We start from the raw sequence: 14,168 nt of genomic DNA, 5'->3' as shown, positions 1-14,168 counted from the left end.
TCCGATGCCGACCGGATATAGTCGGGATGGTTAATTTTTTGCTGCCGGGGAACGGCGATTCGGCGAAACAATTCGTCCCTTGGCTGCGCATCCCCGGCGGGATTGTATTTCTTCCACCTGCTCAATGACTGCGGCAAGTCTCCTTAGCCTTCCGGCCTCCAGCGTAGGCGCGTGCCAAGCCGGCAGCCAGGAGTTCCGCTCCGGCATCCCGCCCATCCGCGGAAATAACATCGGCAACCACGCGACCGAAATACTTGTCACCGGAGATCGAAGAAAGCGACAGTCGACCATCTGTCGCGTCAAGCATATCGGCCAGCGCCTGTCGCGCGGCTTGCGCTCGAGTCCGTGTTTCCGGGCATTTCGATTTCATTTCCGGCGCATCGACACCCCGTATGCGTACCGAGACCGATACCGTTTGCTGCGGCCACGGCTTTGCCGCAACCAGCAGCGTGTCCCCGTCGATGATTGAAATCAGCTCGGCCTCGACCGGCCCCTCCATATAGTACCGATCCTTGCGGTCAGCGACGGCATTCGCGGCCTGCAGCGAGATAGCAAGACAAACCAGCAATGGAATCAGCGCGCGAACAATCATTCGAGGAATATATTCCGCGACGGATACTTAGTAAATAGGAATTATTTCACACACTAGAAGTCGATTGCTCGGCCGTTGACTTCCCAGTCACCATAGCGGGCCGGATCGGCACCGCCGCGCCCGCCAATCTCGACCGGCGTGGACTCGGAGGGCTGCAGCCTTCGGCGTTCTTCCGCTTCCTTGAGGGCTCGGATGGCGGCTGGCGTCAAGGGCTTTTTGCCGGTTTCAGCGTTGTCATTGTCTGCCGCGGTCATGCACGTAACCTGCCTGTTGTATTGAACTTTAAGCGCGCCTACACCATTCTATAAGGCAGTATTGCCGACAAGGCAAAGACCACCGACAGGGAGAAAGGGATGAATTTCCTCCGAACCGCAATGCTGCTTGCATTCCTGACCGCGCTTTTAATGGCCGTCGGTTTCCTGATCGGCGGACGGGGCGGCATGATGATCGCACTTGTCGTTGCTGCAGGCATGAATGTCTTTTCCTGGTGGAACTCCGGCAACATGGTGCTGCGCGCCTATGACGCCCAGGAACTGGACGAGCGCAATGCGCCGGAATTCTTCGGCATGATCCGCGACTTGGCGGCACGTGCCAACCTGCCCATGCCGAAGGTCTATCTGATCAATGAGGAACAGCCGAACGCCTTTGCTACCGGTCGCAATCCGGAGAATGCGGCTGTGGCGGCTTCGACCGGGTTGCTCGCGCGCCTGACGCCCGAAGAAGTATCAGGCGTCATGGCCCACGAACTGGCTCACATTGAAAGCCGAGATACGCTGACGATGACGATCACGGCGACGATTGCCGGTGCCATCTCCATGTTGGGCAATTTCGCCTTCTTCTTTGGCGGCTCCCGCGATGGAGAGCGGCACAATCCGATCGCAGGGCTCATTGCCGCGATTGTCGCGCCATTTGCGGCAATGCTGGTGCAGATGGCAGTCAGCCGGACGCGGGAATATGCGGCCGACCGCCGCGGCGCAGAGATCTGCGGCAATCCCCTGTGGCTCGCTTCAGCGCTCGACAAGATCGCCAATACAGCCCACCAGATCCCGAACGCGCATGCCGAGGCAAATCCCGCCACTGCTCATATGTTCATCATCAATCCGTTGTCCGGCGAGCGAATGGACAATCTTTTCTCGACCCATCCGAACACGGAAAATCGCATTGCCGCACTTCAGGATATGGCGCGGAGCGGCCAGCCGCAGGCTCGTCAGCCACGCCCTGTCCAGAGAGAAGGCAGCGAGCGACGCCCGCAACAGCAGGGTTCGGCACCGGAAAATGCCCGCACCGGTCCATGGGGACCCTCGACTACCGAGCCGGCGCCTGATAAGCCCGCGACCAAAGGCCGTTCGGTCCCGAATGTTACCTGGGGGCGCGGCAACAACAAACCACCCGAAGGACCTTATTCTTGACCTCAGATTACGGCCGACGCAGCCAGCATCCCGCCGCGAAACACGGCAAGGGGCGCACTCCCCGCACGGCGGAGCCGGACAAGCCCGGCTTTCAGGCGCGGGCTGCGGCCGTCAAGATCATGAGCGCGGTCATCGGCCAGAAAACGCCGCTCGACGGCATGCTCGACGACCATCACGGAAATCCGGCCTTCAGCGTGCTCTCCCTGCAGGACAGGGCGCTTGTGCGCGCCATCCTCAACTCCGGCCTGCGCCACCTGACGTGGATCGACGCGATCTTCAACAGCTACCTGGACAAGCCGTTGCCGGAAGGCGCCAGTCATTTGCGCCACATTCTTTCCGTGGCAGCGACGCAGATCCTGTTTCTCGATGTGCCCGATCATTCCGCCGTCGACATCGCGGTGGAACAGGCGCGCCGCGATCCCCGCTCCAGCCGTTTTGCCAATCTCGTCAATGCGTTGCTGCGCAGGCTCGGTCGCGAAAAGCACGATGTGCTGGAAGGCGTCAGCAAAGCTGTTTCGCCGCTGCCAGCCTGGTATGAAAAGCGGCTGGTCGCCACCTATGGCAAGGAAACGACTGCTGCCATTGCCGAAGCCTACCTCAAGCTCGCGCCGATCGATCTCACGGTAAAATCGGATCCGCAGCATTGGGCAGATACTCTGGGCGGCACCGTCCTGCCGACCGGGACCGTTCGACTGGACAAGTTCGACGGCGCGGTCACCGAGTTGACAGGTTTTGCCGACGGCGTCTGGTGGGTTCAGGATGCCGCCGCTGCCATTCCCGCCCGCCTGTTGGGCGACATCAAGGGAAAGCGGGTTGCCGACCTTTGCGCGGCGCCTGGCGGCAAGACTGCCCAGCTGATCGTACAGGGCGCCAATGTCACGGCAGTCGAACAATCGGCAAGCCGCATCAAACGGATGAAGAGCAATTTCGATCGACTGGGGCTGACGGCCGAGATCGTCAATGCGCGCCTTGAGGAATATGAGCCGGCTGAGCCGTTCGACGCGGTGTTGCTCGATGCACCCTGCTCTTCGACCGGCACCATCCGTCGTCATCCCGATGTGCTGTGGACCAAAGGCGTCGATGACATCGAGACGCTGGCGCGCGTGCAGTATAATTTGCTCGTCAGCGCATTCGCTCTCGTGCGGCCCGGCGGCACGATCGTTTTTTCCAACTGTTCGCTCGACAGGCTCGAGGGTGAAGAAGTTGTGGAGAAATTCCTGCGTGCCAACCCGAATGCTGAGCGGGCACCGATCGCAAAGCAGGATTGGCCGGGGCTGGAAGAGGCCATCACCGAGCTTGGTGAGATACGCACAACCCCTGCAACGCTCGGCGGCATGGATGGTTTTTTCGCCGCCGTGATCCGGCGAAAGCAATAGTCGCCCGCGCCATTTCAGCCATATTGCCGGACAAACTTTTCTGTTCCAATTCGGGTCAACAGATGCGAACGATTGACCGTGTGTGTATTAGTAACTTAATTAAATTAGAAAAATAAAAGCAGCGGCGGAATGGGCGTATCACGGCGGCACAGGAACCTGATGCATTACCTGCGGGAGGCCAAGCGCCGTTCATCGTTGCGCTTTGCTGCGTGGCGGGCGATCGCGTTGCCCTCCCTGCGCAGAATTCCCGACAGGCTGATCGTTGCCCCGACCGATCTTCGAGCTTCCGACCCCTTCATCGCCGAAGAAATCGCGGCCGGCCGCTTCGCACTTGCGGGACGGATGCTGGCTGCCGATGGTAAGTCGCCGTTTACGCTGGAGCTTCCGTCGCGCGAATTCGCTCATCGCCTTCACAGTTTCTCCTGGTTGCGGCATGTGCGCGCCTCGCGATCGGATACGCACAGTGAGGTCGCCCGACAGCTGGCAGCAGACTGGCTCGCCATTCATGGCCGGCGGATCACTGGAGTGGCCTGGGAGGCGGATATTGTTGCGCAACGCATCATCGCCTGGCTTTCCCATTCCACCGTCCTGCTCAAGGGCGCCGATATTCGCTTCTACAGGCGGTTTCTCAGAAGCCTGACCGCACAGGTTCGCTACCTGGAAAAGATCGCCCATCATGTCGCCGATGGCGAGGCGCGTCTGCGGGTTCGGATCGCGCTGGCCGCAGCCTCGGTCTCGATCCCGTCCTCGGGGCGCAGGATAAAGCGGGCGGCACAGCTCCTCAATGCGGAACTCGACCGGCAGATCCTGTCCGATGGCGGACACATATCGCGCAACCCGAGAACCGGCCTGGAGTTGTTGCTGGATTTGCTGCCGCTGCGCCAGACCTATGTCAATCTCGGTCACGACGTTCCTGTCCGCCTTATTCCCGCAATCGACCGGATGTACCCCGCCCTGCGCTTCTTCCGTCATCAAGGTGGCGAGCTTGCACTGTTCAACGGAGCGACGACCACGCTTGCCAATGAGCTGATGTCAGTGCTCCGCTACGACGAGACAGCGGGCAAACCCTTCAAGGCGCTTCCTCATGTCCGCTATCAGCGGCTCGCGCTCGGAGATACCGTCATCCTTGTCGATACCGGCACTCCGATGACGGCGGAAATGTCGAAGACGGCGCACGCCGGTTGCCTGTCGTTCGAAATGTCGTCGGGGCGATACCGGTTCATCATCAATTCAGGCGCACCGCGTTTTGCGGGCGAGCATTACCGACAGCTGTCGCGCGCAACCGCTGCGCATTCGACGGTTACGGTGAACGATACTTCCTCCAGCCGCATATCGCGGTCGGCGATATCAGGGCCGATTTTCGCCGACGGTGTTACTTCGGTGAAAATGGAGCGGCGGGATTCGGCGGATGGCGTCGAGGAGCTGGTCGCATCGCATGATGGCTATCTCGAACCCTTCGGGCTCATCCACGAGCGAATGATCCATCTCAATGAAGCTGGGTCGCGTATTCGCGGCCGGGACCGCTTGATGACGGCTGACGGGGCAGAACCCGATGCATCGGTGGAGGATACGGCTGTCATCCGCTTCCACATTCATCCGCAGGTCGACATCCGCCCCGTCAGCAGGCATGAAGTCCGGCTGGTCGCGCCGGATGGCGAGACTTGGCTTTTCTCCACCGCCGACACGGAAATCGACATCGAGGACGACGTGTTTTTTGCCGATCCGAGCGGCATACGCGCCTCGCGGCAGATCGAACTGTCCTTCCGGGTTGGCGAAGTGTCGGAAGTACAGTGGGTCATGACCAGAAAACCGGCGGTGCCGGTGGTTTGAAAAGTCCGGCAACACGGTGACTTTCCGGTTTAATCACTGTGCTGCATATGCTAACGCCACCTTCAATTAGCATCCATTCAAATTGAGGGTAGGTCCATGGCTGTTCACTCCAAGCGCATTCCGGCTCCGGATTTGGTGAAGATCGAGACAGCGCTGCTGTCGGTGTCCGACAAGACCGGGATTGTCGATTTTGCCGCCGCACTTGCCGGACATGGTGTGCGTATCCTTTCGACCGGCGGTACCTACAAGGCGCTGCGCGATGCCGGTATCGCGGTAACCGACGTATCCGAGGTCACGGAGTTTCCGGAGATTATGGACGGTCGCGTCAAGACCTTGCATCCGCGTGTGCATGGCGGCCTGCTGGCGATCCGCGACGATGCCGAGCACCGCGCCGCGATGAAGGCCCATGGTATCAGCAGCATCGACCTTGCTGTCATCAACCTCTACCCGTTCGAGGAAGTCAGGGCGCGCGGCGAGGACTATGCCGAAAGCGTGGAGAATATCGACATCGGCGGACCGGCAATGATCCGTGCGTCGGCCAAGAACCATGCCTATGTCACCGTTCTCACCGATCCGTCGGATTACCAGGCGGTGATCGATCTGCTTGGCAAAGGCGCCACTGTACCCTACGCGTTCCGCCAGCGGATGGCCCAGAAGGCCTATGCGCGTACAGCTGCCTACGACACAGCAATTTCGAACTGGCTGGCCGAGGATCTTGCAATCGACACGCCGGCCTATCGGACGATCGGCGGCGTGCTTCGCGAAGAGATGCGCTACGGCGAGAATCCGCACCAGAAGGCGGCATTCTATGTCACCGGCGACACGCGGCCTGGCGTATCCAATGCGACATTGCTGCAGGGCAAGCAGCTCTCCTACAACAACATCAACGACACAGACGCTGCTTTCGAGCTGGTGGCTGAGTTCACGCCCGAAAAAGGCCCGGCCTGCGCGATCATCAAGCACGCAAATCCGTGCGGGGTCGCGACCGGCGGAACGTTGCGGGATGCCTATCTCAAGGCGCTCGCCTGCGACTCGACCTCGGCTTTCGGCGGCATCGTGGCGCTGAATTCGCTGCTCGATGCCGAGACCGCCACCGAGATCGTCAAGCTGTTCACCGAAGTCATCATTGCGCCGGATGTAACAGAAGACGCCAAGGCGATCATCGCGAAGAAGGCCAATCTGCGGCTGCTGGTGACTGGCGGACTGCCGGATCCGCGCGCTGCCGGCCTCACCGCCAAGACTGTCTCGGGCGGCCTGTTGGTACAGACCCGCGACAATGGCATGATCGAGGATATCGACCTCAAGGTGGTCACCAAGCGCGCGCCAACCGCCCAGGAACTTGAGGACCTGAAGTTCGCCTACAAGGTCGCCAAGCACGTCAAGTCGAATGCCATCGTCTATGCCAAGGACGGCCAGACAGCTGGGATCGGCGCCGGCCAGATGAGCCGGGTGGATTCCGCCCGTATTGCCGGCATCAAGGCGGAGGAAGCAGCCAAGACCGCCGGTTGGGCGGTGCCGCTGACCAAGGGATCGGCCGCCGCATCCGAAGCATTCCTGCCCTTCGCCGATGGCTTGCTTTCGATTGTCGGAGCGGGCGCGACAGCCGTCATTCAGCCGGGTGGCTCGATGCGCGATCAGGATGTCATCGATGCGGCCAACGAACACAACGTGGCGATGGTCTTCACCGGTATGCGTCATTTCCGGCACTAATCGGTACGAGGTCATATCGATCCGGCGTGCAAGCAGCTGTAGCTTGCATCGCGGCAAAGTGAGTGCTCACCGCTCGATCGGCCCTCCGGCCGATGTCCAGGCCGCGATCCCACCTTCGAGATGGCGGGCGAGCCGCAGGGCGGCATCCTGCGCCGCCTGAACGGCCATCGCTGACCGCTCACCGTAGGCGCAATAGAACAAAAGCTGCTTGCCCTTCCTGCGGGCAAGATCGTGCAGCATGCCGCCCTCGGCAATATGGTCCTTCAGCGCGGGATAGGGAACATGAAGCGAACCCGGTATGATGCCGTAGCGCTCCCGTTCGGCGTGCTCGCGAAGGTCAATGAATGCAACTTCAGGATTGCCAGCAAACACCAGCGCCTCCGTGACCCCCACCGACCAGCCTTGCCGCGCGACCTCTTCCTGGTGCAGGCCGATCGTCATGTTGGCTGGTACGGCGACGTCCATCATCTTGGGATTGGCGAGCTTCAGATTGTTCATCAGCTCGACATACTCCTCCACCGACTTCACCTGCAGGCGGGGATTGTGGGCTTTCTCCTCGCCGATCGTGGAGACCGTGTCGCCCTTGTAATCGTGGGCAGGATAGACGAGCGTGCGTTCTGGCAGCCGCAGCAGGCGGCCGAAGATCGAGTCGTATTGCTGCCGCGGATCGCCGTTCTGGAAGTCCGTCCGCCCGGTCCCGCGGATCAGCAGTGTGTCGCCGGTAAAGACGCGGTCCGGAAGCACGAAGCTGTAGGAATCGTCCGTGTGGCCGGGTGTGTAGATTACGTCGAGCGACAGTCCCTCGACGGTCAGCTTGTCGCCGTCGGAAAGTCGCATCGACACCACGTCAGCCTTGGTTTGCTCGCCCATCACGGTGATGCACTGCGTGTGGTCGCGCAGCGCACCGAGGCCGGTGATGTGATCGGCATGCAGATGTGTATCGACCGCCTTGACCAGCCGGAGATCAAGTTCCCGCATTAGTGTCAGATAGCGGTCGACCTTTTCCAGTACGGGGTCGATGATCAGAGCCTCTCCGCCGGCGCGGCTGGCGAGGAGGTAGGAATAGGTGCCGGACGTCTGATCGAAAAGCTGTCGGAAAATCATCTGCTCCTCCTTTTTCAGTGCCGAACGCCGGCAAGAGCCCTATCCTAGTTTTTGGGTTGCGGGACGATGCGAATATAGGGCTTGGGCGCCTTCCAGCCATCGGGATACTGTTTCTTGGCCTCTTCGTCGGACACCGACCCTGCGATAATGACGTCATCGCCCTGCTGCCAGTTCACCGGCGTCGCCACCTTGTGCCGGGCCGTGAGCTGGAGCGAATCGATGACCCGCAGCACCTCGTCAAAGTTGCGGCCGGTCGTCATCGGATAGATCAGCATCAGCTTGATCTTCTTGTCAGGACCGATGACGAAGACGGTTCGCACTGTCTGGTTGTCTGCCGCGGTGCGCTTGGTCGGATCGCCGGAAACAGGTGCCGGCAGCATACCATAGAGCTTGGAGACATTGTAATCGACATCCGCGATCATCGGGAAATTCGGCGCAGTGCCTTGCGTTTCCGCGATATCGCTGGCCCAATCGGCATGGCGGTCCAGAGGGTCTACGGACAGTCCGATGATCTTCACGCTGCGCCTGTCGAACTCGGGCTTTATCCGCGCCATGTAGCCGAGTTCGGTGGTGCAGACAGGGGTGAAATCCTTGGGATGCGAGAATAGCACTGCCCAACCATCGCCGATCCAGTCGTGAAACTGGATTACGCCCTCGGTTGTCTGGACGGTGAAATCGGGCGCCGTATCGTTGAGGGCAAGCGCTTTGGGGTGCATTGATGTTGTGTCCATTTACCTCTCCTTAGTCCCTTTCCGGGGATCGATTGGGGTTACTCGACACGCTCCGATACTCCGACTGAGCTTCGATGCATAGTGCACTATTGTTGTTCGCCGCGATCCGCGGGATAGGGCGTGAGGAGCAACAAGATCAGGCCGATTACGAAAAAGCCGATCAACGAACTCATGCCGATCCGCGGCGAGGCCGTCAGCCAAATCAAGCCGCTGTTGATGGCGGTTGCCAAAAACGACGTGGCGCGTCCGGACAGTGCATAGATACCGAAGTAGCGGCCCGCCTCCTCGCTGCTGACACTCCTTGCGAGATAGGAGCGGGAGGATGCCTGGACCGGTCCGAAGGCCAGCCCGATCAACACACCATACAGGATGTAGGCCTTCTCGGCAGCGGTTCCGAACAACCCGCCGCTATCACCCGGAGCAAGCGGTAGCAGGCCGAATAGCGTGAAATCCAGCCCGGTCGATATGATGCCTGTAGTTGCGGCAATCAGCATGACTAGTCCGATCACCACCACGACCTTCGAACCCAGGATGTTGTCGAGATAGCCGGCGATGACGCAGCTGAAGATCGCGACAAAGGCGAGGATGATGCCGAACAGTCCGATTTCTGTGGTCTGCCAGCCGAACATGCCTGCCGCATAGGCGCCACCGAGGAAAAGGAGCGCATTGACGCCATCCTGATAGAGCATGCGGGAGACGAAAAACCGCATGAGCCCGGTCTGGCTGACAAGGTCCTTCAAGGTGTTGCCGAGTTGGCGCAATCCGCTGCGCGTCGCGGTGCCAATCGGCACGTGCTTGGAGCTGTCCGGGGTGAAGAAAAACATCGGCAGGATGAAGATCAGATACCAGACTGCGGCAAGCGGCCCGGTGACGCGTGCATCTTCACCCGTCGCAGGGTCGAGACCGAAAAGTGGTGTAATGCCGATGATCGTCTTGCCCGTTGTCGGGCTGCCCGCGAGAAAAAGCAGCACGAAGAACAGGGCGATAAGGCCGCCGGCATAACCAAGCCCCCAGGCGATATTGGAGATCTTGCCGACACTTTCGCGGGAGACCAGCCGCGTCATCATGGAATCGTTGAACACGATCGAGAATTCCGCCGCGATCGATGCCAGGACTATCAACATGCCGATCGCCAGCAAGGAACTGCCCGGCGCCGCATACCAGAGCGCCGAGAGCGACACGATCTTGATCGTCGCGAAGAAGCCGATCCAGTGTTTGCGGTTGCCTGTTTCGTCGGCAACGGAGCCGAGGATCGGCGACAGAATGGCAATGATGATCGAGGAAATGGTGCCAACGTTGCTCCAGGCAAGCTGGCCGGCAGCCGGATCGGTAGCCATTCGTGCCGCAAAGTAAGGTCCGAATACAAATGTGATGACGACCGTAAAAAAAGGCTGCGCGGCCCAATCGAACATCATCCAGCCGAAGATTGCCCGCCGGTTTGCCTTCCTTTCGGATATCAAAGAGATTTCAGTCACTTGCGTTTCCCTGGCGCGCTGACGTGGCAAAGTGGCATTTCAACCATACACATTCAAGATGTGATCGCGCGCGCTGTCTCGTCCAAGGCAGTTGACATTTCGCTGCACTGCGGCAATCAAGGTGCGAAATAAAAGGCGGGAATGCGAAACGATGGACAGGGCCAGCCCGGCAGAAATCATCGCCATATCGAGCCATGTCGTACGCGGGTCCGTCGGCAACCGCGCCATCGTTTTCAGTCTGGAAACGTTGGGGCATCCAGTCTGGTCCATGCCGACGGTCATCCTGCCGTGGCACCCCGGTCATGGTCCCTCCACCCGGATTGTCATACCTGAAGCGCAATTCTCCTCGGCGATTGACGATATCATCCGATCTCCTTGGGCCGCTGGCGTGAAGGCCGTGATTACCGGCTATTTCGGCGATGCCGGTCAGGTGGACGCCGCGGCACGCCTGGTGTCTGCCCTGAAGGCCGCAAATCCATCTATGATCTGCCTCTGCGACCCAGTTATCGGCGATCTCAAGGGGCTCTACGTACCGGAGCCAGTTGCCACGGCAATCCGTGACCGCTTGCTGCCGCTTGCCGATATTGCGACGCCAAATCGCTATGAACTGGCCTGGCTCGTCGGCGCAGCCCTCGAGACCAACACCGAGATCATGGATGCCGCCCTGTCGTTGGGGCCGCGCCGGGTGCTGGTGACGTCTTCAGTGCCAATGATGACTGGCGGCATCGGCAATCTGCTTCTGACGGATCGTTACGCAATGCTGGCGGAACACCGCATGGTCGGAAATCCGCCGAACGGGCTTGGCGATCTGACTTCAGCGCTCTTCCTGTCCCGAATCCTGAAGGGAGAGACTGATGAGCGTGCCTTGCAGATGACGACCGCGTCCGTGTTCGAGATCCTGGCGCGCTCTGTCAAGCGCGGTGCGGATGAATTGATGCTTTCCGAGGATTACTCGAGTTTCTCCACTCCGATGGCCATGGTCCAACTCAGGCAGCTGGTGCATCCGTCGCGAGCCAGAAAAAAGTAAGCAGAAGGGAAATACCATGTGCGAATTTCCGGATCACTTGATCTGTGGTTACAGGTCTTTCATGAAAGGGCGCTACGCGGGCGAGTCCAACCGATACCGGGCACTTGCGGAAACCGGCCAGGCTCCGAAGACGATGGTCATCGCCTGTTGCGACTCCCGCTCGGCGCCGGAGACCATCTTCGATAGCGGGCCCGGCGAGTTGTTCGTCGTTCGCAACGTCGCAAACATGGTTCCGCCTTACGGCCCCGACGACCACTATCACGGCACCTCCGCGGCGCTGGAATTCGCCATCCAGGGCCTGAAGATCCGCGAGATCGTGGTGCTCGGCCACGGCCGCTGCGGCGGCATTCACGCCGCGCTCAACAGCGATGGCAATCCGCTTTCGCCCGGCGATTTCATCGGCAAGTGGATGGGCCTTCTGCGTCCGGCGGCAGAGCAGGTGCAGCATTACGACTTCATGACGGCAGCCGAGCGCCAACGCGCGCTTGAGAGGATCTCGATCCGCAATTCGATCGAGAATCTTCGGACGTTTCCCTGTGTCGATATTCTGGAAAAGAAGGGCAGCCTGACGGTTCACGGCGCCTGGTTCGACATCTCAACCGGCGAGCTTTGGACGATGAACCCAGATACCGGCGATTTTACCCGTCCTGCAATCGAGGACGAAGCCGAGGAGACATGAAAAAGGCGGCCATGAGCCGCCTTTATTGCGTGCAAGGGGCAGCTCACTGCCCGTCGATTTGTGCGCCCATGATTGCGATTGCCTGCTGATACACGGTCGCCGCGTTCCAGCCCTGAATTGCCCCGAAATTCGGCTCGCCCTGCTGGTAGCCAGCGCCCGCGCGCCAGCCATGGCCGCGCAGGAAGTTGGCCGTGGAGGCCAACGCGTCGGCGCGCGAACCGACCATGTCGATGCGGCCGTTGCCGTCGCCGTCGACACCATATTTCAGGACGTTCTTCGGCAGAAACTGCGTCTGGCCGATTTCACCATGTGCCGCACCCTTGGCGTTGACCGGAAGCGTGCCGTTTTCGACCAGCTTCAGCGCGGCGTAGAACTGATCAGTGAAATAGTCCGAGCGGCGGCAGTCAAAGGCCAAAGTGGCGACCGCCGAAAGCGTGTGTTCCTTGCCCATGAAGGAACCGAAGCCGGTTTCCATGCCCCAGATGGCAATCAACGGGCCGGCCGGCACGCCGTAGCGTTGTTCAATCGACGCAAAGAGCGCGGCATTGGCATTCTTCATCTTTTTGCCGCGAGAAACGATGGTGGTGGCACCACGCTTTCGCATGAAGTCGTCCAGCGACAGCTTGAAGCTTTTCTGGCCTCGGTCGGCGCGAATGGTCGCCTTGCTGTAGGAAACCTGGGAAAACACCTTGTCGAGGGTCCGCTGGCCGATGCCATTTGCCGCCGCCTCGTTTTTGAACTCGGCAGCCCAATCGTCAAAACCGGCTGACGTGTTGCCGCAGGATGCAGCTTCGGCAGTCGCCGCAAAGGAACAGGACGCCGCAAACAGTGCAAGCGCTGCAAATACTTTCCGTGTCGTGATCATGGGTGTCCTCATCCGCAAATCCGGCATTTTCCAGCGCCGAATCGCCTAAAATCAAAAAAATCAGCCTGCCTAAATCTACTTCAAGACGAAACCCCGCAAGAACAGACGTTTCTTGCGGGGGAAATATTCGCCTGACGAAATGGTTAAGCGGCGTTAAGCCGTCTTTAACAGGCCACGGTTAACAAGAAGTTCCGCAATCTGAATTGCGTTCAACGCAGCGCCCTTGCGAAGGTTGTCAGAAACGATCCACATGTTGAGGCCGTTCTCCACGGTTGCATCCTCGCGGATGCGCGAAATATAGGTTGCGTCCTCGCCAGCGCATTCGTAAGGCGTTATGTATCCGCCGTTCTCGTGCTTGTCGATGACCTGGCAGCCCGGCGCATCGCGCAGGATGTCACGTGCCTCGTCGGCCGTGATCTCGTTTTCGAACTCGATGTTGACGGATTCGGAGTGGCCGATGAACACCGGCACGCGCACGGCGGTGCAGGTGACCTTGATCGCTGGATCGAGCATCTTCTTGGTTTCAGCCAGCACCTTCCACTCTTCCTTCGTATAGCCATCTTCCATGAAGCTATCGATGTGCGGAATGACGTTAAAGGCGATGCGCTTGGTGAACTTCTTGGATTCGATCGGGTCGGCCACGAAGACCGCACGGGTCTGGTTGAACAGCTCGTCCATGCCCTCCTTGCCGGCGCCGGAGACGGACTGATAGGTCGAGACGACAATGCGCTTGATCTTGGCCTTGTCGTGCAGTGGCTTCAGGGCGACGACCAGCTGGGCGGTCGAGCAATTCGGGTTGGCGATGATGTTCTTCTTGCGGAAGCCGGCGATAGCATCCGGGTTGACTTCCGGGACGATCAGCGGAACTTCCGAGTCGTAGCGCCAGGACGAAGAATTGTCGATGACCACGCAGCCCTGTGCGGCGATCTTCGGCGAGTACTTGAGCGAAACCGCTCCACCAGCGGACATCAGGCAAATGTCGGTTCCGGCGAAATCGTAGTTTTCGAGATTTTTGACGGTCAGGGTCTTGTCGCCGTAGGACACTTCCGTGCCAACCGAACGGCTGGAGGCAAGCGCTACGACTTCATCAGCGGGAAACCCGCGTTCTGACAGGATGTTGAGCATCTCGCGACCGACATTGCCGGTGGCGCCTGCGACTGCAACTTTGAAACCCATTTTGATCGTCTCTTTCTCTTCTCTCCGCCGGTTGCTTGGGGTTTGAACCACGAAGCGCAGACCGCGTCGGGTTCTGCTCCCGGCCTAAAGCCGGGGAGAGAGCGGCGGGCCAGGAACGTCAGACGGTAGTCGTCGTCGTTTTTTTGGCCCAGGTTTTGAAAACTGGAGAAAAGAAAGAACGTCCGCCGGACCTG

13 protein-coding genes are annotated in these 14,168 nt (G+C 59.9%); 6 read left to right on the top strand and 7 right to left on the bottom strand.

From position 1 onward, the window contains the following. Positions 1 to 121: 121 nt before the first annotated feature. Positions 122 to 592, bottom strand: coding sequence for a thermonuclease family protein (locus tag JJB09_RS19110; protein WP_201661885.1), 471 nt, complete (start codon positions 590 to 592; stop codon positions 122 to 124). Between the two features lie 53 nt (positions 593 to 645). Continuing rightward, entirely contained in the window at positions 646 to 846 is a 201-nt protein-coding gene (locus JJB09_RS19105; protein ID WP_201661882.1) for a DUF1674 domain-containing protein, read from the bottom strand. Positions 847 to 945: 99 nt separating this feature from the next. Here JJB09_RS19105 and htpX point away from each other — a divergent pair, with 99 nt between their 5' ends. The 4 genes from htpX to purH all read left to right on the top strand — a co-directional run bounded on the left by htpX (position 946) and on the right by purH (position 6,917). Beyond that, a complete protein-coding gene (gene htpX / locus JJB09_RS19100) occupies positions 946 to 2,001 on the top strand; it encodes a zinc metalloprotease HtpX (RefSeq protein ID WP_201661879.1) in 1,056 nt (351 codons plus the stop codon). Continuing rightward, positions 1,998 to 3,377: an RsmB/NOP family class I SAM-dependent RNA methyltransferase gene (locus JJB09_RS19095; RefSeq protein WP_201661876.1), complete on the top strand. Its 1,380-nt coding sequence runs from the start codon at positions 1,998 to 2,000 to the stop codon at positions 3,375 to 3,377. The genes htpX and JJB09_RS19095 overlap by 4 nt, the downstream gene beginning before the upstream one ends. Before the next feature lie 129 nt (positions 3,378 to 3,506). Then, entirely contained in the window at positions 3,507 to 5,207 is a 1,701-nt protein-coding gene (locus JJB09_RS19090) for a heparinase II/III family protein (RefSeq protein ID WP_201661873.1), read from the top strand. Between the two features lie 96 nt (positions 5,208 to 5,303). Further along, positions 5,304 to 6,917, top strand: a complete 1,614-nt coding sequence (purH, locus tag JJB09_RS19085) for a bifunctional phosphoribosylaminoimidazolecarboxamide formyltransferase/IMP cyclohydrolase (RefSeq protein WP_201661870.1) — start codon at positions 5,304 to 5,306, stop codon at positions 6,915 to 6,917. A gap of 66 nt (positions 6,918 to 6,983) precedes the next feature. Here the strand turns inward: purH and JJB09_RS19080 are convergent, their stop codons facing one another. The 3 genes from JJB09_RS19080 to JJB09_RS19070 all read right to left on the bottom strand — a co-directional run bounded on the left by JJB09_RS19080 (position 6,984) and on the right by JJB09_RS19070 (position 10,167). Beyond that, on the bottom strand, positions 6,984 to 8,021 hold the full coding sequence (locus JJB09_RS19080; protein ID WP_201661869.1) for an MBL fold metallo-hydrolase: 1,038 nt from the start codon (positions 8,019 to 8,021) through the stop codon (positions 6,984 to 6,986). 44 nt (positions 8,022 to 8,065) lie between these two features. Beyond that, positions 8,066 to 8,752, bottom strand: a complete 687-nt coding sequence (locus JJB09_RS19075) for a peroxiredoxin (RefSeq protein WP_246748792.1) — start codon at positions 8,750 to 8,752, stop codon at positions 8,066 to 8,068. A gap of 86 nt (positions 8,753 to 8,838) precedes the next feature. Then, complete coding sequence (locus tag JJB09_RS19070; protein ID WP_201662161.1) at positions 8,839 to 10,167, bottom strand: MFS transporter; 1,329 nt, start codon at positions 10,165 to 10,167, stop codon at positions 8,839 to 8,841. A 211-nt stretch (positions 10,168 to 10,378) separates the two neighbouring features. Between JJB09_RS19070 and pdxY the strand changes: the two genes are divergently transcribed. Beyond that, entirely contained in the window at positions 10,379 to 11,254 is an 876-nt protein-coding gene (gene pdxY / locus JJB09_RS19065) for a pyridoxal kinase PdxY (RefSeq protein ID WP_201661868.1), read from the top strand. A gap of 16 nt (positions 11,255 to 11,270) precedes the next feature. Then, positions 11,271 to 11,933, top strand: coding sequence for a carbonic anhydrase (locus JJB09_RS19060; RefSeq protein WP_201661865.1), 663 nt, complete (start codon positions 11,271 to 11,273; stop codon positions 11,931 to 11,933). Between the two features lie 43 nt (positions 11,934 to 11,976). Here the strand turns inward: JJB09_RS19060 and JJB09_RS19055 are convergent, their stop codons facing one another. Both JJB09_RS19055 and JJB09_RS19050 read right to left on the bottom strand, forming a co-directional pair. Further along, entirely contained in the window at positions 11,977 to 12,798 is an 822-nt protein-coding gene (locus JJB09_RS19055; protein WP_201661861.1) for a lytic murein transglycosylase, read from the bottom strand. Positions 12,799 to 12,951: 153 nt separating this feature from the next. After that, complete coding sequence (locus JJB09_RS19050; protein WP_201661858.1) at positions 12,952 to 13,974, bottom strand: aspartate-semialdehyde dehydrogenase; 1,023 nt, start codon at positions 13,972 to 13,974, stop codon at positions 12,952 to 12,954. Positions 13,975 to 14,168 lie beyond the last annotated feature (194 nt).

The sequence above is a fragment of the Phytoamicus setariae genome (genome assembly GCF_016722925.1).
Classification (GTDB): Bacteria; Pseudomonadota; Alphaproteobacteria; order Rhizobiales; family Rhizobiaceae; genus Rhizobium_E; species Rhizobium_E setariae.
The sequence above is the reverse complement of the archived record's forward strand: the minus strand, read 5'-3'. Positions and strand labels throughout refer to the sequence as shown.

Bases quoted from the DNA above. Each gene is read 5' to 3' on its own strand.
- JJB09_RS19110 (WP_201661885.1), bottom strand. From the start codon at position 592: ATGATTGTTCGCGCGCTGATTCCATTGCTGGTTTGTCTTGCTATCTCG.
- JJB09_RS19105 (WP_201661882.1), bottom strand. From the start codon at position 846: ATGACCGCGGCAGACAATGACAACGCTGAAACCGGCAAAAAGCCCTTG.
- htpX (WP_201661879.1), top strand. From the start codon at position 946: ATGAATTTCCTCCGAACCGCAATGCTGCTTGCATTCCTGACCGCGCTT.
- JJB09_RS19090 (WP_201661873.1), top strand. From the start codon at position 3,507: ATGGGCGTATCACGGCGGCACAGGAACCTGATGCATTACCTGCGGGAG.
- purH (WP_201661870.1), top strand. From the start codon at position 5,304: ATGGCTGTTCACTCCAAGCGCATTCCGGCTCCGGATTTGGTGAAGATC.
- JJB09_RS19080 (WP_201661869.1), bottom strand. From the start codon at position 8,021: ATGATTTTCCGACAGCTTTTCGATCAGACGTCCGGCACCTATTCCTAC.
- JJB09_RS19075 (WP_246748792.1), bottom strand. From the start codon at position 8,752: ATGGACACAACATCAATGCACCCCAAAGCGCTTGCCCTCAACGATACG.
- JJB09_RS19070 (WP_201662161.1), bottom strand. From the start codon at position 10,167: ATGATGTTCGATTGGGCCGCGCAGCCTTTTTTTACGGTCGTCATCACA.
- pdxY (WP_201661868.1), top strand. From the start codon at position 10,379: ATGGACAGGGCCAGCCCGGCAGAAATCATCGCCATATCGAGCCATGTC.
- JJB09_RS19060 (WP_201661865.1), top strand. From the start codon at position 11,271: ATGTGCGAATTTCCGGATCACTTGATCTGTGGTTACAGGTCTTTCATG.
- JJB09_RS19055 (WP_201661861.1), bottom strand. From the start codon at position 12,798: ATGATCACGACACGGAAAGTATTTGCAGCGCTTGCACTGTTTGCGGCG.
- JJB09_RS19050 (WP_201661858.1), bottom strand. From the start codon at position 13,974: ATGGGTTTCAAAGTTGCAGTCGCAGGCGCCACCGGCAATGTCGGTCGC.